Annotated in this window: 19 protein-coding genes; 16 read left to right on the forward strand and 3 right to left on the reverse strand. The window is 64.3% G+C overall.

Going from position 1 to position 19,996, the window contains the following annotated elements; all coding sequences use genetic code 11:
• Positions 1 to 167: 167 nt before the first annotated feature.
• The 3 genes from Q392_RS23795 to Q392_RS23805 are packed head-to-tail and all read right to left on the reverse strand — an operon-like array spanning position 168 to position 1,923.
• Positions 168 to 431 (reverse strand): hypothetical protein, encoded by a 264-nt coding sequence (locus Q392_RS23795; protein WP_038213502.1) that lies wholly within the window; start codon positions 429 to 431, stop codon positions 168 to 170.
• 54 nt (positions 432 to 485) lie between these two features.
• Complete coding sequence (locus Q392_RS23800) at positions 486 to 1,664, reverse strand: zeta toxin family protein (protein WP_051953906.1); 1,179 nt, start codon at positions 1,662 to 1,664, stop codon at positions 486 to 488.
• Positions 1,665 to 1,668: 4 nt separating this feature from the next.
• Positions 1,669 to 1,923, reverse strand: a complete 255-nt coding sequence (locus Q392_RS23805) for a hypothetical protein (protein WP_157008192.1) — start codon at positions 1,921 to 1,923, stop codon at positions 1,669 to 1,671.
• Positions 1,924 to 2,352: 429 nt separating this feature from the next.
• Between Q392_RS23805 and Q392_RS31460 the strand changes: the two genes are divergently transcribed.
• The 16 genes from Q392_RS31460 to Q392_RS23875 form a co-directional block, all read left to right on the forward strand.
• Positions 2,353 to 3,006: a hypothetical protein gene (locus Q392_RS31460; RefSeq protein ID WP_051953907.1), complete on the forward strand. Its 654-nt coding sequence runs from the start codon at positions 2,353 to 2,355 to the stop codon at positions 3,004 to 3,006.
• Positions 3,007 to 3,678 (forward strand): lytic transglycosylase domain-containing protein, encoded by a 672-nt coding sequence (locus Q392_RS23815; RefSeq protein WP_051953908.1) that lies wholly within the window; start codon positions 3,007 to 3,009, stop codon positions 3,676 to 3,678.
• Between the two features lie 7 nt (positions 3,679 to 3,685).
• Entirely contained in the window at positions 3,686 to 5,713 is a 2,028-nt protein-coding gene (locus tag Q392_RS23820) for a type IA DNA topoisomerase (RefSeq protein ID WP_038213506.1), read from the forward strand.
• Complete coding sequence (locus Q392_RS23825; RefSeq protein WP_157008195.1) at positions 5,710 to 6,114, forward strand: hypothetical protein; 405 nt, start codon at positions 5,710 to 5,712, stop codon at positions 6,112 to 6,114. The genes Q392_RS23820 and Q392_RS23825 overlap by 4 nt, the downstream gene beginning before the upstream one ends.
• 31 nt (positions 6,115 to 6,145) lie before the next feature.
• On the forward strand, positions 6,146 to 6,502 hold the full coding sequence (locus Q392_RS23830; RefSeq protein WP_038213522.1) for a TrbC/VirB2 family type IV secretion system protein: 357 nt from the start codon (positions 6,146 to 6,148) through the stop codon (positions 6,500 to 6,502).
• Between the two features lie 4 nt (positions 6,503 to 6,506).
• Positions 6,507 to 6,824 (forward strand): VirB3 family type IV secretion system protein, encoded by a 318-nt coding sequence (locus tag Q392_RS23835; RefSeq protein WP_038213524.1) that lies wholly within the window; start codon positions 6,507 to 6,509, stop codon positions 6,822 to 6,824.
• A gap of 229 nt (positions 6,825 to 7,053) precedes the next feature.
• Complete coding sequence (locus Q392_RS23840; RefSeq protein ID WP_038213527.1) at positions 7,054 to 9,522, forward strand: VirB4 family type IV secretion/conjugal transfer ATPase; 2,469 nt, start codon at positions 7,054 to 7,056, stop codon at positions 9,520 to 9,522.
• Between the two features lie 2 nt (positions 9,523 to 9,524).
• Positions 9,525 to 10,265: a P-type DNA transfer protein VirB5 gene (gene virB5, locus Q392_RS23845; protein ID WP_038213530.1), complete on the forward strand. Its 741-nt coding sequence runs from the start codon at positions 9,525 to 9,527 to the stop codon at positions 10,263 to 10,265.
• A complete protein-coding gene (locus Q392_RS33005) occupies positions 10,265 to 10,558 on the forward strand; it encodes a hypothetical protein (RefSeq protein ID WP_157008197.1) in 294 nt (97 codons plus the stop codon). Before virB5 ends, Q392_RS33005 begins: the two co-directional genes overlap by 1 nt.
• Before the next feature lie 15 nt (positions 10,559 to 10,573).
• The gene (locus tag Q392_RS32235) at positions 10,574 to 11,683 is read left to right on the forward strand and encodes a TrbL/VirB6 family protein (protein ID WP_084217363.1); all 1,110 of its coding nucleotides are present in this window, start codon (positions 10,574 to 10,576) and stop codon (positions 11,681 to 11,683) included.
• Between the two features lie 305 nt (positions 11,684 to 11,988).
• A complete protein-coding gene (locus tag Q392_RS23850; RefSeq protein ID WP_051953909.1) occupies positions 11,989 to 12,855 on the forward strand; it encodes a VirB8 family type IV secretion system protein in 867 nt (288 codons plus the stop codon).
• Between the two features lie 10 nt (positions 12,856 to 12,865).
• Complete coding sequence (virB9, locus tag Q392_RS23855) at positions 12,866 to 13,702, forward strand: P-type conjugative transfer protein VirB9 (RefSeq protein WP_038213547.1); 837 nt, start codon at positions 12,866 to 12,868, stop codon at positions 13,700 to 13,702.
• Positions 13,699 to 15,021 (forward strand): type IV secretion system protein VirB10, encoded by a 1,323-nt coding sequence (gene virB10 / locus Q392_RS23860; protein WP_084217364.1) that lies wholly within the window; start codon positions 13,699 to 13,701, stop codon positions 15,019 to 15,021. Before virB9 ends, virB10 begins: the two co-directional genes overlap by 4 nt.
• Positions 15,018 to 16,055, forward strand: a complete 1,038-nt coding sequence (gene virB11, locus Q392_RS23865) for a P-type DNA transfer ATPase VirB11 (protein WP_169748336.1) — start codon at positions 15,018 to 15,020, stop codon at positions 16,053 to 16,055. Before virB10 ends, virB11 begins: the two co-directional genes overlap by 4 nt.
• Complete coding sequence (locus Q392_RS23870) at positions 16,021 to 18,033, forward strand: type IV secretory system conjugative DNA transfer family protein (RefSeq protein WP_038213533.1); 2,013 nt, start codon at positions 16,021 to 16,023, stop codon at positions 18,031 to 18,033. Before virB11 ends, Q392_RS23870 begins: the two co-directional genes overlap by 35 nt.
• Positions 18,034 to 18,054: 21 nt before the next feature.
• Positions 18,055 to 19,996: LPD7 domain-containing protein (locus Q392_RS23875; RefSeq protein WP_211260288.1), on the forward strand; the 1,942-nt coding region annotated here is incomplete at its 3' end.

Genomic DNA, 19,996 nt, shown 5'->3' on the forward strand with positions numbered 1-19,996 from the left:
TGCGGATCTGCCGCAGGCAGTTCCGCTCCCCCAGGGGTGCCAACCGAAGGGCGGCGGGGATAGCCGGCCAGGCGCGCCGACCGCAGGAACGAGGACCGGCGCGACTGGCCGGCTTTCCCCTCAGAGGCAAGCGCAGCGCGCAGCGCCGGCCTGCCGGCGCGAAGGCGTCAGCCGCGTTGTGCAAAGCTCTCCAGGGCTTTGCGCTCGCGTTCCGAAAACCGGGACACATGGCAGTACCGAGATCCCTGGACGCGCGGAATGGCGTTCACCGCGGCCCCATCCTGACCCTTGACGGCCACGATGCCCTCCACCTTTCCCTGCTCATCCAGAGCCCAGCCGATGAGCTTGTAGAGAACCGGCGAGCCATCCGACCGGTCGTGGACGAAGTACCAGTCGTCGGCCGGCATGATCTGGACGTACTTGTTGGCCATGTGCAATTCCTCCTACGGGTGTGGCAACCGGTGAAACAGGGGGCAGGGGCGGCGTCAGCGCTCCTGCGAATCGTCCTTGCCTTGGGACTCGGACCGCTCGCTGCGCTGGTCGCGCACGTCGACGGCTGGGTAGCGGCCCTTCTCAATGTTCATCGCCATCAGCTCGCGTGCACGCTCGACGACGACGGAGCGCTGCCGATCGTCCAGGCCCTGCGCTTGCGCACGCTGGTCCATCGCCTGCAGGGCGCCGTAGGCGCCGGCGAGGCGAGGGTGCTGTGCGACGGCCTCCTTCGGCGCTGAATAGCGAAGCGCTGCGGCCGCGGCGGCGTCGCGTTCGCGCAGCAGCGCGGCATCGCGCATCGCCGCGCCTTCGCGCCGAAGGCGCTCCACCTCCTGCAGCTCGGTCGCGGTCGCATTGCGCTCGGGCCGGTCCTGCAGGGCCGCCACCTTGTCCCATGTGGCGACGTACTCATCCAGCTGGCGGGCCGTGGGCGGGCGGTTGCGCTCGTTGTCCAGCACGCGCGCGCCGGCGGGCTGGTGATGCCACTGGCCATCGGGCTTCAGGGCGTTGCTGTAGATCTGCTCGGCACCGCGGCGGTCGATGCGCAGCCGGTCCACTGCACGCTCTTCCTCCAGCTTCCTGACGGTTGCGGAAACGCCCGCCACGGCCGCATCGTGGACCTCCTTGGGACACCAGCGCCCGGCTCCGGCGATGGCTTTCTGCTGCTCATAGCGGGAGACCACGCCCTGCCAGCTGGTCATCGCCGTCGCCGCGATGACGCGGGCCTCGACGAAATATCCGTCCTGTCGGTATTCGGCGATCTTCGTGGCCGTGTTCTCCGGCGTCTTCATCGTGCCTTCGAGCAGGACGTTCATGCGCTGCGAGCGCGCGAAGCGCTCGGCCTTCTCGGCCCACAGCGAGGCATCGGCATGGGTGAAGCTGGCAGCCGTGCGATCGTCGGCGCGCATGAGCGCGTCGTGCTTCGGATGGAACTTGCGCAGGTCGTCGGCCGCGATCTCCATGACGCCGCCACGCTTCTCTAGATCCAGACGCACGGACGCGATGGATCGGCTCTTGCCGGCGCCAGGCTGGCCGCCGACCATCACCATCACCGGCGCGTCCGAGCTGGTGATGCCCGGCGTGGCGGTGGCCAGCAGGTAGGGCTTGATGTCCTCCTGAAAGATCTTCTCGTTTTCTTCGGGCGTGAGCGCGAAGCGGGTGTCGTCCGCCACCGCGTCAGTCCTCTTGGCGCGCCTGCGCGATGAGGACGCCGTAGCGGGCCGTCACCTCGGGCAGCCGGGCGTCGCCCAGCACCAGGCTTCGGCGCTCGTTCGCGGCAGCGTAGAGCTGCCGCTGCAGTCCCTGGATGCGCGCCTGGTCCGGCGATACCTCCGATCGCAGCGCGCGGATGCGGGCCTGCAGGATGCCCTCCCACACATCGATGACCGCCTGTACCGCGGCCAGCTGGTTCTCTTGGTCGGCGTCGCTCATGGTGTTCTGCACTTTAGGCATTGGAGAGAGCAGGGGGATGCGGCGACGGCGCTTGTGGCCCCGCGCCCCGCGGATCAAGGGGCCAAGAAAAAGGGGCCAGATGGCCCCGAAGGAGGGTTGGATACCTCGACCGATTCAGGGAGGGAGGCATGCAAGCCTGCATGCCATTTGAGTCGGACAAGGCGATTTTAAGCATTTTGCAGTCGCCCAGACCTGGCGGCGACCACCTCCGCACGCCCACGAATGTCCTTGGTTTCCCTCTGAAACATTAACGATTGTCTCCGCAATGTTTCTCTACCTCCTGTTGGCGATGCATGAAACATTGCGTTGACATTGCATGTGCTAAAGAGTCCAGTTTGCACATGCGTTTTCGTCTATATTGCAGGCGGCCGCGCGAGCGGCAAATGCTGTCACACATCAGGAGAGGACATGAACATGAAGAAAGCCGCGCTGGTAGGCGCGCTGATGGCCTGCGCATGCATGAGCGCACAGGCCGACGAGTACGGCTGCCAGGTGCTGCTGTGCATGTCGAACCCGAACGGCCCGATGGCCGTTCAGCAATGCGTGCCGCCAGTGCAGAAGTTCCTCGAAGGGCAGGCGAAGGACCCGAAGGACCCGTTCCCGCAATGCCCCGAGTCCAAGGGCCAGGCCGGGATGACGCAGGGCGTCAACCCCTATGACGACTGCCCCTCGGGCACGAAAGCGCTCGCCTCGGGCCTGGAAGTGATCCAGGGGATGCCCAAGCCGCCGGCGGCGACCACGACGAGCGCGAACTCGATCGGCCGCCCGACGAAGCCCGGCGAAGTGGTGATGGACGCCTCGAACGTGGGCACGCTGGTGATCTACACCGGCATCGGCGACGGACAGGGCATGCGCCAGGGCCAGGGCAAGAAGATCTGCACGGGCGCGCAGATCGGCACGCTGACGGTGCGCTACGGGACGAACGAGGGGATCGATTCGGACGTGCGCTACGTGTCCTACCCGGCCTACGACCGCATCGTCACGATGGACCCGGTGAAGGGCAGCCCGGTCTACTACGAGGTCCAGATCAAGGGCAGCACGTCGCGCCGTGTGAGGTTCTGAGTGCTGGACGTGCTCGCACTGGCGCAGACCTGTGCGCCGAACGTGCACCCGACGACGATGGCGGCGGTGATCCGGGTCGAATCCGGGTTCAACCCGTTCGCCATCGGCGTCGTCGGGGGCCGCCTGGAACGGCAGCCGGTCAGCAAGGACGAGGCGGTGGCCACCGCACTCGCGCTGGAGAAGGCCGGCTACAACTTTTCGCTGGGCGCAGCGCAGGTGAACCGCCACAACCTGGCGCGCTACAGCCTGGACTACGCGAAGGCGTTCGATGCCTGCGAGAACATCCGCGCAGGCGGCGGCATCCTGAAGGAGTGCTACGACCGGGCCAGGTCGACCTTCAAGGACGAGCAGCAGGCGCTGCAGGCGGCCTTCAGCTGCTACTACAGCGGCAACTTCAGCACCGGCTTCCGCCCGGACTTTCCGGGCCAGCCGAGCTACGTGCAGAAGGTGCTCGCGAGCGCCGGCGCGGCCACTGACGGCGCCGGGCCGGTTGTGCCGAAGGTGCAGCCGCTGCGGGTGATCCGCACGGCGCCTGCGAAGCCCGCGCAGAAGGGCTCGGCTGCGGCCGGCGGCGCCACAGACGCCGACGAGAAGCGGCCCGAGGCCGATACCGGCGTCATCAGCGTGGGCGAGGACGGCAAGTCCTCGCAGAGCGTGATGGTCTACCAGTGAGGCGGCCATGACGAAACTGCTGATTGTGGAATCGCCGGAGAAGGCCGAAGTCATCCAAGGCTGGCTCGGCGACGGATGGACCGTGGCGGCGAGCAAGGGCCACATCCGGGATCTGCCCGAAGACGAGATGGGCGTCGAGGCGCCCGACTTCAGGCCCAAGTACACCTTCATCCCGGGCAGGCTCATTCCTGGCGAGAAGGGCAAGCGCTACCCCGGCTCGAAGGAGCGCGTGGCCTGGCTGAAGACGCAGGCCGACAGGGCCAGCGCGGTTTACCTGGCCACCGACCCGGACCGCGAGGGAGAAAGCATCAGCTGGCATCTGCAGCAGGCGCTTCAGCTGAAATCCCCCCATCGCGTGACCTTCGCGGAAATCACCCCGACGGCCGTGAAGGCTGCGCTCGCCTCGCCGCGCTCGATCGACATGCAGCTCGTGGCAGCGCAGGAGGCCAGGCGCGTGCTCGATCGCATGGTGGGCTACATGGTCAGCCCGGTCGTCTCCGACCTGGCTGGCCAGCAGCTGAGCGCCGGCCGCACGCAAAGCCCCGCCGTGTGGCTCGTGGTGCAGCGCGAGCGCGAGATCGCCGGCTTCAAGCCGACGCATCACTTCGGCGTCCAGCTCAATTTCGCGGGCGCGAAATCGAGTTGGCACGCCCTATGGGAAACCCAGCCGGACTACGCGAGCGAGGACGCCCCGTACTTCATGGACGAAGGCTTCGCGCAGCGCGTCGCCTCGGTGCCCGAGCTGACCGTGGAGCATTTCGAGGCGACGGAGCGCAAGCGCAGTCCGCCGGGCGCCTTCACCACGGTGACGCTGCAGCAGGCAGCCAGCGTTCGCCTGGGATACACCCCGGGCAAGACGATGGAGCTGGCACAGGCCCTGTTCGACAAGGGCCACATCACCTACCACCGCACGGACAACCCGAACGTGTCCGAGGAGGTCCTGGGCGACATCTTCGCGGTGGCGAGCCGGCTGGGCCTGGACATGGCGGACGAGCCGCGCAAGTTCAAGGTGAGTGCCGCGGCGCAGGCCGGGCATCCGGCGTGTACGCCGACGCGGTGGGACGTCGAGGAGGCGGGCGAGGGCGCCGAGCAGATCGCGCTCTACAAGCTGATCCGCATCCGCGCCATCGCATGTCAGCTCGCCGACGCGCGCTATGCGGTCCACACCGCCGGCCTGCGCGCCGACCCGCCGGAGGTGGGCAGGCCCACCCTGAAGTTCACTGCCACCGGCCGCACGCTGACCTACAGCGGCTGGCTCAAGCTGATGGCCGGGGACGACACGGACGAGGACAAGGAGCCGGAGGCACTGAACCCGGTGCCGACGCTCCAGGCCAGCGACGTGGTGAGCGTGGAGTCGGGTGAAGTGCTGCGCAAGCAGACCAAGGCCCCGAAGCGCTACACCGAGGCCTCGCTGGTGGGGAAGCTGGAGGCCGAGGGTATCGGGCGGCCCAGCACCTATGCCGCCATCATGGAAACCATCATCCCGAAGCGCGGCTACGTGGAGGTGGTGGACAAGAAATTCCTCCGCCCGACGCCGAAGGGCGTCGCGGTGGTGGACGCGCTGCTGGGCCGGTTCAGCTTCGTCGAACCGGGCTTCACCCGGGGCATGGAGGAGCGACTTGACGAGATCGCGCAGGGCCGCGACGGGTATAAATCCGTCGTGGGACGACTGCATGACGACCTGCAGGCGGAATTGAGCCGCGTGCAGGACGGATTGCCGAAGTTTGCCTGCGCAACATGCGGTAAGTCGCTGCGACGCATCGTTGCAAAAGGCAAGGCTTTTTGGGGGTGTTCTGGACACCCGGAATGCAAGGTCACGTTGCCAGACGTGGACGGCAAGCCGGGGGAAAGGATCGCCAAGGAGCCGCCAGTCACAACGAGTTTCGCATGCGGGAAGTGTGGCAAGCCGCTGGTACACCGCCGTAAACAGGGCGCAGGCGGGTACGACTTTTTCAGCTGCTCCGGTTTCAAGGAGGGCTGCAAACAGGCGTATGAGAACAAGGACGGCAGCCCGGACTATCCCGAAGCGAAATGAAAACGATCGCAGAGGCAAAACCGCATGCCTGGCCGCACCACTCTATGGATCTCTCGGAACTCTCCCCGCTGTCGGGTGAGGCCGCGCATGCAAGCGAGGCTGAGCCCATGCCCACCATCAACCCCCTGTCGCCCGACCTCGGGCAACTCACCGACGAGGACCTGAAGAAATTCGCGCTCGCAGGCGCGTTGAAGTCGATCAATGTATTTCGCCTGGAATCAGGCAAGTACAGGATCGTTGTTTCACTCACTTGGAAAACAGGAGATTACCTACTCATCACCTACCGCAAGAAACCCCGCGAATGGGCCAGCCTGGACAGACTGATGAAACACGTCGAGGCCAATTACGGGGACATCTCCAATTTCAGTCTGTCCATCAAGACGCGGCCGCCAAGTAAATAGGCCGCGGTTTTTCTGTGTCAAGGGAGTAACTATGAATTTCGTGAACGTGTGGGCCGGCATCAGGTCCGCATTCCAGGCAAATGCGGCCGGCATGGCAGAGCAAAACCGCAAGACGCTCAGCGTCTTCGCGGTTGCGCTTCTGGTGCTGGTCGCCATGAGCCCGGAGCTGGCGATGGCCGCGCCGTGGGACGGCGTTGCCGACAAGGTTCTGGAGATCTTCACGGGCGGCCTGGCCCGCACGATCGCCATCATCTGCGTGATCGGCTGCGGCCTCGCCGCGCTGGCTGGCAAGCTGAGCTGGAACTGGGCGATCTACATCGTCCTCGGCATCGTGCTCATCTTCGGCGCCGCCACGATCGTGGACTACATCATCTCGGGCGTGTCCTGACCTCATGAGCCAGGACGTCGAAGACGTTTACACAGACCCGCTCTTCGTGGGTCTCACACGTCCAGCCACCATGTTCGGCATCCCGTACATGGCCTTCGTCGTCGAGTTCATGACGGTGGTGATCGTGTTCCTGGGCATCGGCAATCCGCTGTACCTGCTCCTGGCGGTGCCGGTGCATGCGGTGCTCTACATGGTCAGCGCGCACGATCCCGGCGTCTTCGCCGGGATCGGGGTCTGGATGAAGACAAGCGCCAGGTGCGTGAACAAGTCCTTCTGGGGCGCGGTGACCTTCTCGCCCCTGACCGGCAAGAAGTACAGATAGCCGCCGCATCGCGACGGCGGCAAGGGAGTTGATATGCCCAGTGAGGCAACGAGAGAGCCGGGCCGCGGCGATGCGGCCTGGCTTGCCCCGACAAGGGCGGGGAAGTGCATGGTGCTTCCTCGGAGCGCGGTGCTGCAGCGCCGGCGCTCTGGCGAGGTGACGGACAGGAAGAATCGCTGCGTCTGGAACGTCCTGACGCACCGCATGCAAACCGCGGAGGGCCGCTGCAATGGGTGAGCGATTCAAATTCCAAGCGCAGTTGCAGCGGGAAGTCGGCACCGAGGCGTTCATCCCGTACACGTCGCTGGTCACGAAGAACGTGGTCAAGCTGGCCAGCGGCGCGTACATCCAGACGATGAAGCTGCAGGGCGCAGCGCACGAGAGCGCGGACATTCAGGACATCAATGCCTGGCATGACCAGCTCAACGGCTGGATGAAGAACATGGCCTCGCCGAACGTGGCGCTGTGGACGCACATCGTCAGGCGCGAGTTCAACGACTACCCGGAAGGTGAATTCGACGAAGGCAGCTTCGTCGCGCACCTGAACGAGAAGTACCGCGCCCGCATGGCCGACACGCGCATGCTGGTGAACGAGCTGTACTTCACGATCGTCTACCAGCCGCAGGCCAACCGTGCCACCCGGCTGCTCGATACCGTCTTCAGCAAGCTGGGCACGAGAAGGGCCGCCGATCTGGTGGACCAGCAGGCCGACGAGCTGGAAACGTGCCGCGAGCTGGCCAGCACCGCACTGGCGGCGCTGGACCGCTACGACCCCGAGCTGCTGGGCACCTACGAGCACCGCGGCGCGATGTTCTCGGAGACGCTGGAATTCCTGTCCTTCCTCGTCGACGGCGAGAAGCGCCGCTTCGCCGTGCCGCGCGCCGAGATCCGCGAGGTCCTGGCCACGACCAGACCGATGTTCGGCAAGGGCGGGATGATGTCCTTCAAGGGCCCGACGCGCACGCAGTTCGGCTCCATCGTGACGATCAAGGAATGGCCGGCCATCACCGTGCCAGGCCTGATGAACGACCTGCTGGCGATGCCCTTCGAGTTCGTCCTGTCGCAGTCCTTCACCTTCTTGAGCAAGGCCGTGGCATCCGGCCGCATGGAACGGCAGCAGGCGCGCATGGTCAACGCCGGCGACGTGGCCACCTCGCAGATCGAGGAAATCACCGAAGCCCTGGATGACATCCACAGCAGCCGCTACGTGATGGGCGCGCACAACCTGGCCCTGGTCATCCGCGGCGACACCCACAAGGAGCTGAACGAGTTCGTCGCCGAGGCCGGCGCCGCGCTGTCGGACGCCGGCATGAAGTGGGCGCGCGAGGAAGTCGGGATCGCCGGCGCGTTCTGGTCGCAGCTGCCGGGGAATTTCGAGTACCGCGTGCGTGTCGGCGACATCACGAGCCGCAACTTCGCCGGGTTCTCCAGCTTCCACAACTTCCCGATCGGTCGCCTGCGGCATAACCAGTGGGGGCCCGCAGTCGCGATGTTCGAGACCACCTCCGGCGCACCCTACTACTTCAACTTCCACAAGGGCGAGGAAGGCGCGGAAGCGAAGCGAGCGGCGAAGCTCGATCCGAACCACAAGGACCTGGCCAACACGATCGTGATCGGCAAGACCGGTACCGGCAAGACCGTGCTGGAAATGTTCCTGCTGGCCCAGACGATGAAGTTCAACCGCTTCCCCGAGAAGCACTTCGGCGTCAAGAAGCTGTCGGCCGTCATGTTCGACAAGGACCTGGGCGGCGCGGTGGCCGTGCGGGCGATGGGCGGCCTGTACTACCCGCTCAAGAACGGCGTGCCCAGCGGCTTCAACCCGATGCAACTGGAGCCGACGCCGGCGAATGCCACCTTCATCGTCAAGCTCATCAAGCAGCTCACGAAGGACACGGAACGCCCCTTCACGCCAGAGCAGGATCGGATGATCGCGGAAGCGGTCGCCGGCGTGCTGGCCGCACCGAAGCCGGCACGCCGCCTGGCGGCCGTGCTGGAGTTTCTGGACCCGACCGAGCGCAACGGCATCGCGGCGCGTCTGCAGAAGTGGGTCAACCGCGGCGAGCTGGCCTGGCTGTTCGACAACGAGAAGGACACGCTGCGCGTCGACGACTGCAGCATCGTGGGCTTCGATGTCACCGAGTTCTTGGAGAACGACGACACGCGCACGCCGACCATGATGTACCTCATGCACCGCATCGAAGCCCTCTTCGATGGCCGGCGCGTGCCCATCTTCATGGACGAGTTCTCGCGGCTGCTGGACGACGATGCATTCAGCGACTTCGGCAAGAACAAGCTGGTGACGATCCGCAAGCAGGACGGCTTTCTGGTGATGTTCCTGCAGGACCCCCAGCAGGCCCTGGACTCGAAGATCGCGTTCGCGATCATCAACCAGACGGCCACCAAGATCTTCCTGCCCAACCCGACGGCCAGCTACGAGGCCTACGTCGAAGGCTTCGGCTGCACGACTCGGGAGTGGGAAATCATTCGATCGCTGGGAGAGAAGTCCCGGCAATTCCTCATCAAGACGGGACACAACTCCGTCGTCGCTCAATTGAACCTGCGAGGGTTCGATGACGAGCTGGCCGTCCTCTCGGGCAACACGGCCACGTCTCGATTGGCAGAGGACCTGGTGGCCAAGCTCGGCCCCGATCCGGCCGTCTGGTTGCCTGAGTTCCACCGTATCCGCAAGGGAGAGTGAAGATGAAACGCATTGCGAAGTTCCTGGGCGCTGCTGCGCTCGCCATGAGTGGCCTGCTCGGCATGGGCAGCGCATCGGCGCAGATCCCCGTCACCGACGGGGCGTCGATCGCGCAGGACATCATGAACCATGTCGAAACCATTGCGAAATGGAAAGAGCAGTACGACCAGATGAAGGAGCAGATCGACGAGCTGCAGCAGCAGAACCAGAAGCTGCAGCAGACCTTCAACAGCCTCAACGGCGTGCGCGGCATGGCCAGCCTCATCAACGATCCGGCGGCACGCCGCTACCTGCCCGACGAGTGGCAGGCGACGATGGACGCCATGATGGGCGGCGGTGGCCAGTACGCCGGCCTCTCGGGCTCCTTCTCGCAGATCCTGGCCGCGACGCAGACCGAGAGCGCTGCATCGCTCGGACTGACCGGCGAATCGGCCAATGCCTATGAGGCGATGCGCAAGCAGGCCGCGATGAACCGAACCGTCGGTGAAGAAGGCTACCGACAGGCCAGCAAGCGCTTCGACAAGCTGCAGCAGCTTATCGAGCGGATCAACTCGGCATCCGACGCGAAGGACATCGCGGACCTGCAGGCACGCATCCAGGCAGAGCAGGTGATGCAGCAGAACGAGTCCACGAAGCTGGCCCTAGTCGCGCAATTGAAGGAGGCACAGAAGGACATTCAGAACGCGCAGGCCATGAGCCGACGCATGAAAACCCTCAATCGCACTGGCGACTGGAGTTGGTAATGGAACGACAGGCCGTTGGGAACATTCGGCTTGCCATTGCCGCACTCTTTGCGGCAATGGCATTCGCTGGCTGCTCGAACAACAACTCCGGAAAAGACGCCGATGGCGTGCCCATCGTCGAGGACATTCGCAATATCGTTGTCGATGGGAAAAAGATGACTACAAGCGAATTCCGCGAGCAATACTGCAATCGGTATCGCCACAACCATGCCCAAACCAACGCAACATGCAATCGCGCAGTAATGCAGTCTCGTATGGAAACCCTCGAACGTAAGGGTGACGGGAGCTTTTAATTTAAAGAGGCGCCAATGACTGGCTTTTACACATCAATGTTCACGAAGTTGAACGGCACGTTGGACACCTACGTGAGTTCTACTTCTGCGTCGGTCATTGGCGCAATTACTCCTGTCACGCGAACGCTATTAATGATCTACGTTTGCCTGTGGGGCTGGTCGATGATGCGAGGGGTCATAGATGAGCCAGTTACAGACGGAATCGCACGGATGGTCCGGCTTTCGATCATCGTGGCGATTGCCACAATGGGTGGGTACTACTCCGCATTTGTGGCAGATTGGCTGTGGCAATCGCCCGATGCCATCGCAAGCTACATTGCTGCCGATAGCAGCACCACCAACGTGAGTTTCCTCGATTCACTGTGGGACAAATTTTATAACTATGGCAATGCCTACATCAAAAAGGCAAATGCAGATTCGAACGCACTGGGAATCCCGGACCTGACCCCGCTTCTCGCAGGCGCTGGCATTCTCACTGGTGGTGTTATTTGCACGGGATATGCCGCATTTCTTTTTGCCCTTGCGAAGATGGCACTTGCGATTCTTCTCGGCGTTGGCCCAATTTTTGTTCTACTACTAATCTTCGAGCCGACCAAGCAATTCTTCAACAGCTGGCTTGGTCAGACGCTGAATTACATTTTTCTCGCGATGCTGACGGCTGCGGCGGTGAAGCTGATCCTTCAAATAATCTCAGCGTATCTGAATACAAAGGGCGTATCCGCAAACATGCCCACTGAAGGATTGGAATTGGGCGATGCTATTGCTGCGATCGCGCTTTCAGTCATTGGTTTCCTCGTCCTAATGCAAATGCCCTCCATCGCCTCGGCCCTCGGCGGCGGCGTGGCCGTGAGCACATTGGGCGCAGTCGGCTCGCTGTACGGCAAGGCGAAGGGCGCAGCATTCGGTGCAGCAGCCTTCGGCTGGGCCCGGTTCGGCGGTGGCAAGGCCAAGCTCGCACGCCTCCAACACCGACGCAACAAACAGATGCTGAACACTTGGGCAAAACGGAATCCCGAGGCTGCACGCTCGCCCGTCAGCAGGGGGGCCCGGGCAGCTGCTGGCGCTCCGCAGGCGGTCTACAGAAGGATCACGACCAGGCGCTCGAACAGCGTCCAGCAAGCCTAGCGTTTTCGCGGGCGCGAAAGTGGGCCGAGCCCACTGGTAGCGTATTCGCTTCATAGCTGCAAAAAGCATCATTTCGCCGTGGCATTTTGATATATTTTGCTCGGTCGATTTTTATAAGAAAGCAGAAGGGATCATGAGAATTGCTGTCACATCACTGGTGCTCTGCGCCATCCTCGCGGGCTGCGCCGGCACCCCGCCCAAGCCCGCGAAATGCCAGGGCTCCTTCCATCCCATCAACGCGCAGGGCATCGCATCGGCACCAGCCGACGCGATGACGCTCGCGGGTCTTTGCCAGGGAGGCGCACATGGCCACCAAGGCTAAGAAGCTGTCCGAGAAGGAGATCCAGGCGCAGTACTTCAGCGAGGCACGCAGTTGGGAGACGACGCGCGTGCTGGAGCTGGAAAAGGCGGCGAAGCGCGGCTGGTGGGTCGGTATCGCCGGCGCGGCGGTCGGCCTGGCAGGGGTGTTCGCTGTTGCGGCGCTCACGCCGCTCAAGCAGATCGAGTACGGGGTCATCCGCGTGAACGATGCGACGGGTGCGGTGCAGTCGATCACGACGCTGCGCGATGGGAAGGAGAACTACTCCGAGACCATCAACAGCTACTTCGCGCGCTGGTACGTGCGCTACCGCGAGGGCTATGCGAAGGACCTGGCGGAAGAGTACTACTACGCGACCGGCCTGCTGTCGGGCCCGATCGAACAGAAGCGCTACTTCGATTCCTTCAACCCGAAGAATCCGATGTCGCCGCTGAACGTGTACAGCGACTACGCGCGGGTGAAGGTCTCGATCAAGAGCGTGTCCTTCATCCAGCCCCAGGTGGCACTCGTGCGGTACACGCGCCTGATCGAGCGAGGCTCTGACAGGCCGGAGCTGTCCCACTGGGCCGCGACGCTGACCTTCCGCTACTCCAAGGCGCCAATCTCTCAGAAGGACCGGGAGATCAATCCCTTGGGCTTCCAAGTGATCGAGTACCGCAACGACCCGGACAGCGGCACGGAAGGCGGGCGGCCGCAACCCGCGCAGGCCGGCACAGAAGCCGTGATCGGAACCAGCACCGTGACCCTTTCGCCAGGCGAGCAGGTGCAGGTGCCTGCCGTCACCGCCCAGCCGCAGGCACAGCCGGCGCCGCAGGTGCCCGAGGCTGCCGGCACCGTGCCGGCGGCGCGTTGAGGAGCCCATGATGAAGAAATCACTGGCCCTCCTGCTGCTGGTCCCCGCCCTGGCGATGGCCGAAGCGACGCCGCCGCGCGGCGATGTGGACTCGCGCGTGCGGACCATCGACTACGACCCGGCGAACGTGGTGCGCCTGGGCACGTTCTACGGCGTGTCCACGCACGTGCAGTTCGGCGAGGGCGAAAAGATCAGCGACGTGGCGGTGGGCGACACCGAGGCCTGGCAGGTCATCCCGCGCGGCCGCAATCTGTTCTTCAAGCCCAAGGCGGAGAAGGCCGACACGAATGTGACGGTCATCACCAACAAGCGGACCTATCAATTCGCGCTGGTGGTGCAGCCGCGCAAGGTGACGGATGCGACGGCCTGGAAGGACCCCAACCTAATCTATTCGCTGACGTTCCGCTATCCCGACGAGGAAGCGGCTGAGCGGGCCGCGAAGGTGAAGGCCGAGGCCGAGCTGCAGAAGAAGAACGAAGTGAAGTCGCGGCTCGCCGAGGCGAAGAAGGAAGGCATCAACTTCGACTACTGGGCGGCGGGCTCTCCGGAGATCTCGCCGACGTCGGCCAGGGACGATGGGCGCTTCATCTATCTGACCTTCTCGAACAACCGCGACATGCCCGCGGTGTACGAGGTCGACGAGGACAACAACGAGGCGCTGGTCAACACGAGCGTCGACGGCAACACCATCGTCGTGCAGCGGATGGTGCGCAAGATCGTGCTGCGCAAGGGCAATTACGCCGTGTGCATCGTGAACAAGAGCTTCAGCCTGGATGCCGGCCAGGACAACACGAGCGGCACGATTGCGCCGAACGTCGAGCGCGTCATCAAGGGAGCGAAAGAATGAGCTGGATGGACCGCCTCAAAGGCAGACGCGGCGAGGACGCCGACGCGGGCGACATGGCGAGCCAGGCCGAGGCCGCCGCCGTGCAACCCGAGGCGGACGGCGAGGCGGCGACGCTCGCTGCCGCCGCCGGCCGCACGCACGCATCGCGGCACCAGGCCGCGCCGGCTCAAGCGCTGGACGATGCCGTGGATCTGGATTCCGATGTTCCATCGGTCAACCGGCGCAAGACGGCCAACAAGGGCGTCACCTACGCCGGTTTCGCAGCCATCGCCATCATCGGCATCTCGCTCATCTGGGCTGCCAACGGGCCGAAAGGCCCGAAGAAGAAGGAGAAGGAGACGCAGCTGACGAACGCGATGCCGCGCCTGGAAATGCCGAAGCCGCCTCCGCCGCCGGCGGCCGTGACGCCGCTCGCCTCCGCAGCGCCCAAGCCCATCGAGGTGAAGCCGGCCCCCGCGAAGGCGCAGCAGGGGAAGCGCCCGCAGGAGTGGTACGAGAGAAAGATGGGCGCGCCATTGCTGGTCGGCAACCAATCCGGCGGATCGGGCAACAAGCAAGAGCCGGAAGCGCAGCGAGGACCTGGCCAGCTGAACACGGTCAACGTGAACGGCGATGACAGCTTCGGGGCGCCGAAGAACGATCTTGCCGTGAAGCTGGAGCCGACCATCACCAAGGCGGTGTCGGCCTCGATGCTGCCCAACCGCAACTTCCTGCTGACGAAGGGCACGTCGCTCGATTGCGCGCTGGAGACAGCCATCGACAGCACGCTGCCAGGCATGACAACATGCCGCCTGACCCGCGACGTGTACTCGGACAACGGCCAGGTCATTCTGCTGGACCGCGGCACGCAACTCGTGGGCGAGTACGTCAGCGGCTTGAAGAACGGCCAGGCCAGGCTCTTCGTGCTGTGGACGCGGGCGAAGACGCCGAATGGCGTCGTCGTGTCGCTCAACTCGCCAGGCGCTGATGCCCTGGGCCGTGCCGGGCATGAAGGCTTCGTCGACAACCATTGGATCGAGCGGTTCGGCGCGGCGATCCTGATGAGCGTGGTGAAGGACACGATGGCCGCCATCGTGGCCAACCAGTCGCGGGCCAGCAGCTCGCAGACATCGGCCACGGGCACGGTCATCTACAGCGGCGGCAATTCCAACCCGTATGCCAACACGATGAGCGGCGGCGAGCAGATCATTGCGCGCATCTTGGACAGCACGGCCAACATCCCGCCGACGTTGACCAAGAATCAGGGCGACCACATTCAGGTGATGGTCGCGCGAGATCTGGATTTCGCCGACGTGTACGCGCTGAAGGGCACGCCATGAATGCCCGGGTGGATGAGGAAGTCCTGACGTACAGCGAGGACCGCCGGGCCTCCGGCATGCTGGATCATGCGCTGACGCAAATCCAGGCGCTGCTGGATTCGGGCGAATGGAGCGAAGTCGCGATCAACAGGCCGCGCGAGCTGTGGACGGAAGGTGCCAAGGGCTGGCAGAGGCACGACGCGCCCGATCTGAGCTTTCCGGCGCTGATGCGCCTCGGCCGGCTCATCGCGAGCTACAACGCGAAGCCACTGAGCGAGGACTATCCGATCGTCGGCGGCGAGTTGCCGAAGGGTGAGCGGGTGCAGGTCCTCATCCCGCCGGCCGTCACGGCGCAGACGGTCTCGATCACCATCCGCAAGCCCAGCCAGGTCAACAAGACGCTGGAGGAACTGGAAGCGGAAGGCTCGTTCGAGGGCGTGCGCGAGATCGTGACGGGCCTCCTGACATTCGAGACGGAGCTGCTGCAGTTGCGCCAGCAGCGGCGCATCCGCGAGTTCCTAGAGCTGGCCGTGCGCTCCAAGCGCACGATCATGGTCGCGGGCAAGACTGGCAGCGGCAAGACCACGATCAGCAAGAGCATGCTCAACTGCATCGGCCCCGAGGAAAGGCTGGTGACGCTGGAAGACGTGCACGAGATCTTTCTGGAGCAGCACCCCAACAAGGTCCACATCTTCTACGGCCGCGCCGATGAAGGCGCACGGGTGACGGCACGCCAGGGCCTGGCCTCGTGCCTACGGATGAAGCCGGACCGCATCATCCTCTCCGAGTTGCGCGCCGACGAGGCCTGGCAGTTCATCAACCTCATCAACACCGGGCACCCGGGGTCGATCAGCACCCTGCACGCCAACAACGCCCAGGACACCTTCACGCGCCTGCTGATGCTCATCAAGGAGAGCGAGGCGGGCCGCACCCTGGACGTGGAATACATCAAGGCGATTCTCTACACCACGATCGACATCGTTCTGTTCTACGAGAACCGCCGCCTGGTCGAGATCTACTATGACCCTGAGCGGAAACGTAAGTACATGGAATAAGGTCCTGATCGCCGGCGTCATCACGCTGGTGGTCATCGGCCTGTGGGTGTACCTGGCCGGCGGCATCCTGATGATCGCTTTCGACCGGCGCTACGACGACGCGACGCCGCTCACCTTTATCCAGTACTGGTACCACTACCACGGCAACGCGCAGGTCGAGCGGCTGCTGTGGATCTCCGGCGGCATTGCCGCCGCCATCTGCCTGTCCCCCTGCCTCCTGTTTTTCGCGGGCGAGAAACGCAGCCTCTTCGGCGATGCCCGGATGGCGTCGCGCAGCGAGGTCCGCAAGGCGGGCCTGCTCGGCGAGGACGGGATCATCTTGGGCAAAGCCTTCGGCCGCTTCCTCATGTTCGACGGGATGCAGCACGTGTCCATGTCGGCGCCGACGCGCAGCGGCAAAGGCGTCGGCTTCGTCATCCCCAACCTGCTGAACTGGCGGCAGAGCTGCGTGGTGCTGGACATCAAGCAGGAAAACTGGGACCTGACCAGCCGCTACCGGAGGCTGAAGGGGCAGAAGTGCTACCTCTTCAACCCCACCGCCGTCGACTATCGCACCCACCGCTGGAACCCGCTCGGCTACATCAGCGATGACCCGAACTTCCGGATCGACGACACGCAGAAGATCGCCAACTTCCTGTTCCCCGACCGGGAAGGCACTGACGTGATCTGGACGGCGACGCCGAGAAGCCTTTTCCTCGGCATCGTGCTGATGCTGCTCGAAACCCCGGGCAAGCCGGTGACGATTGGCCAGGTGCTGAGAGAAACGCTGGTCGATGGCGATGGCTCGGCGTACTTCGCGAAGCTCATCAACGATCGAGCCGAAAGCGGAAACCCGTACTCGCCGGCGTGCATCCGGGCGCTGAACACCTACATTTCTATCAAGGCGGAGAACACGCGCTCGGGCATCATCGCCGGATTCCGCTCCGCCCTGGAGCTGTGGAACAACCCCCTCATCGACGAGGCCACCAGCGCGAACGACTTCGATCTTCGCGAGGTTCGGACCACGCGCATGTCGATCTACATCGGGGTCACCCCCGACAACTTGGAACGGCTGAGCAAGCTGAACAACCTGTTCGTCCAGCAGCTGGTGGATCTGAACACGCGCGAGCTGCCCAGCCAGAACAAGGCGATCAAGTACGCCTGCGCACTCATCCTCGATGAGTACACGGCACTCGGCAAAGTGCCGGTCATTTCGAAGGGCGTGAGCTTCCTGGCCGGCTACCTGCTGCGCCTTGTGCCCATCTACCAGTCCCCGTCGCAGCTAGTGGAGACGATGGGCAAGGAAGCCGCGAAGACCTTTCAGGTCAACCACGCCGCCAACGTCATCTTTCCACCCAAGGCGACCGACATCGACACGGCGAAGGACATCTCGGAGTGGCTGGGCTACGAGACCGTCAAAGGCGTGTCGCAGTCCCGAGGACTCGGAATCTTCACCAAGAAGCAGAAGAGCGAGTCCGTCTCCGACCAGCGCCGCGCCCTGATGCTTCCCCAGGAAGTCACGAGCATGAAGGAGGGTTCTGCCCTGGTGGTCGTGGAGGGCCTGCGGCCGATCATGGCCAGGAAGATCACGTTCTTCAACGACCCGGTGTTCATCGACCGGCTCAAGGAAGTTTCACCTTCACTCCGCGCCCTCGGCAGGAAGATTCCGACGCGCAAGCAGCTTGAGGCGGCATGGCAGCGCGGCGAGATGGCTGCGCCTGTTCCGCTCATCGACTTGGAGGCCCACGTGCGCAGCGCCGAAGGCGCTGCGGTTGCCGTCAGGGTGTCTGCGCCAGTCATCGAGGGTGTGAGAACGGAAGTGATCGAGCGGGCCGTGACGGCGGACGATCTGCCGAACCTGTCCAACCTCGCGCTCAAGGATTTCGCCATCGACTTCAAGGCCGAGGCGCCGGTGCTGACCGGCGACCCGGCCATCGACGAGGCCAGGCTGAACGACTACGCCGATCAGCTTTGCCGCGACGCCGGCATACCGGTTTGATTTTTTCCAGGGGAGATTGATATGGCAACGAACGACAGCCAGGCACAGCGTGACGACGATCGTGGTCCGCGCAGCCTGGAAGATGCTGCCTTCGGGCGGATCAAGGACAGCGAACTCGGCAACACGGCCGTGAATCCCGATGACCACACCTATTTCGATCACGGTGGCAAGAGGTACATGGTTCAACAGAACTTGCCTGAGAACTACACCGTCTACGAGCTAGGACCTGACGGAGCACAAAGTCGGGTGCAAGACCTCGGCGGCACCCCTATGGAGTCCGAGCCCGGCAGCGTGATGCGCTACAGCACACAGCCCAGCACCGCGGGCGCGCAGATCATCCGCCCCAATGGATCGCAAATCGACTTCGGGGGTGCAGATGCCATCGACAAGTACGCCGGCGAGTCGGGCTTGACGCAGGCCGAGATCGATACCCTCAAGCGCTTCGATGAGAAGGCTCAGGGACGCAATTCTCCGGTGGGGCCGTCGCCTGGTGATGTGGATCGAGTGGCAGCATTCGAGGGCGCAGCGAAACAGGCTCAGGAGTTTGCAGGCGAGGGACGCCAGTTCCACGGCGATTCGGCCGCCGACGTGGCGCGCGTCGACGTGAAGATGCTCAACGAGATCGAGGACGACAGGCTGCGCATGCAGGCCGCCGGGCACATGGCCACGATCGCCGAGTCCCACCCCGACTACAAGGCGGCGCTGCTGGCCAACCACCGCATGGAAGCCCAGGAAGTTGCAGGGCACGCGCGCTTCGTCGTGGCCAGCCAGGACGCCGATGGGAAGCGCCAGGTGCTGCACTTCGGCAATGACGCAGATGCCGCAGTGAAGCAGTACGTGGCGAATGCCAGCCACGAGGATGTGAGCAAGATGTCCGCCGGCGGCAATGTGACCCTCACCGACGCGCAGCTGAAGCTCGATGCCGCTCGCGTCAGCGAAGGCAAGGGCGGCACGATCGAGAAGTTCGGAAAGGCCGAAGGACGGGAGGCAGTGGAGACCGCCAGTGCCGAGCCGCAGGCCGGCCCGGCGTCCCCAGCCGCGCCCGACCTGGCCCTCACCGATGCGGACCTGGCGCGCCTCGATGCCGTGCGCTCACGCGATTCGGAGAAGGCACGCGAGGCAATGGGTCTGAACACGATCGAACCCGGCTACGAACGCGAGATGAAGCCGCTGGAGGGCGAGGCCGAGGCCAAGCGTGCCGCGTGGCTGAGCAAGGCCAAGGAGGCGCCGGCGCCGGCTGTTGCCGCACCGGAGGCATCAAACAAGCTGGAGAGCGACGAGATCTTCACCGGAGGGCAGGCCGACCGCCAGGCGCTGGTGCCACAGGAGATCGAACGCCAGTTCGTCCGCAAGGGAGACAAGTTCTACAACCAGCCAGATGCCTCGCGCCTGGAGTTTCAGGACCGCGGCAACAAGCTGGAGACCCGCTCGGACGGAGAGCGCGTCGCGGAAGCCCTCGTGCGGATCGCCGAGGCGCGCGGCTGGGACGAGATCAAGGTCAAGGGCAGCGATGCGTTCTGGCGCGAGGCCTGGATGGAGGCCGCAGCGCGCGGCATGCACGTGAAGGGCTACCTGCCCACGGAACAGGACAAGGAGGCCCTGGCGAAGCGCACGGGTAAGGTGCCCGCGAAGGAGGTTGCCGACGAAGCCAAGCCTGCATCGCAGAAAGCCGAGGAAAGGGCCAAGGAGGCGGAATCGCCTGGCCAGCGCAAGGCCAGGGAGTTCACGGCCGACAGGAATGCAGCGGCACGCACACATCCTGAGCTGGTGGGCGCGGCCGCCGCGGCAGCCGTGGTGAATCGCCGCGTCGAGGAAAGCGGGCTGAGCCCAGAGCAGCAGGCGACCGTCAAGGCCAGGGTGCACCGGAAGGCTCTGTTGCAAAGATTGGCGGCAGTCAGAGGTAGGCTGTCGCTCTGCGCCGATCAGGCGGCTGCTGCGAAATGGTGGTTGAGCATGCCCATGG

Source organism: Xenophilus azovorans DSM 13620 (genome assembly GCF_000745855.1).
GTDB lineage: Bacteria > Pseudomonadota > Gammaproteobacteria > Burkholderiales > Burkholderiaceae_C > Xenophilus > Xenophilus azovorans.

Bases quoted from the DNA above. Each gene is read 5' to 3' on its own strand.
- Q392_RS23835 (WP_038213524.1), top strand. From the start codon at position 6,507: ATGAGCCAGGACGTCGAAGACGTTTACACAGACCCGCTCTTCGTGGGT.
- Q392_RS23820 (WP_038213506.1), top strand. From the start codon at position 3,686: ATGACGAAACTGCTGATTGTGGAATCGCCGGAGAAGGCCGAAGTCATC.
- Q392_RS23830 (WP_038213522.1), top strand. From the start codon at position 6,146: ATGAATTTCGTGAACGTGTGGGCCGGCATCAGGTCCGCATTCCAGGCA.
- Q392_RS31460 (WP_051953907.1), top strand. From the start codon at position 2,353: ATGAACATGAAGAAAGCCGCGCTGGTAGGCGCGCTGATGGCCTGCGCA.
- Q392_RS23805 (WP_157008192.1), bottom strand. From the start codon at position 1,923: ATGAGCGACGCCGACCAAGAGAACCAGCTGGCCGCGGTACAGGCGGTC.
- Q392_RS33005 (WP_157008197.1), top strand. From the start codon at position 10,265: ATGGAACGACAGGCCGTTGGGAACATTCGGCTTGCCATTGCCGCACTC.
- virB9 (WP_038213547.1), top strand. From the start codon at position 12,866: ATGAAGAAATCACTGGCCCTCCTGCTGCTGGTCCCCGCCCTGGCGATG.
- Q392_RS23825 (WP_157008195.1), top strand. From the start codon at position 5,710: ATGAAAACGATCGCAGAGGCAAAACCGCATGCCTGGCCGCACCACTCT.
- Q392_RS23870 (WP_038213533.1), top strand. From the start codon at position 16,021: ATGACCCTGAGCGGAAACGTAAGTACATGGAATAAGGTCCTGATCGCC.
- virB10 (WP_084217364.1), top strand. From the start codon at position 13,699: ATGAGCTGGATGGACCGCCTCAAAGGCAGACGCGGCGAGGACGCCGAC.
- Q392_RS23795 (WP_038213502.1), bottom strand. From the start codon at position 431: ATGGCCAACAAGTACGTCCAGATCATGCCGGCCGACGACTGGTACTTC.
- Q392_RS32235 (WP_084217363.1), top strand. From the start codon at position 10,574: ATGACTGGCTTTTACACATCAATGTTCACGAAGTTGAACGGCACGTTG.
- virB5 (WP_038213530.1), top strand. From the start codon at position 9,525: ATGAAACGCATTGCGAAGTTCCTGGGCGCTGCTGCGCTCGCCATGAGT.
- Q392_RS23850 (WP_051953909.1), top strand. From the start codon at position 11,989: ATGGCCACCAAGGCTAAGAAGCTGTCCGAGAAGGAGATCCAGGCGCAG.
- virB11 (WP_169748336.1), top strand. From the start codon at position 15,018: ATGAATGCCCGGGTGGATGAGGAAGTCCTGACGTACAGCGAGGACCGC.
- Q392_RS23840 (WP_038213527.1), top strand. From the start codon at position 7,054: ATGGGTGAGCGATTCAAATTCCAAGCGCAGTTGCAGCGGGAAGTCGGC.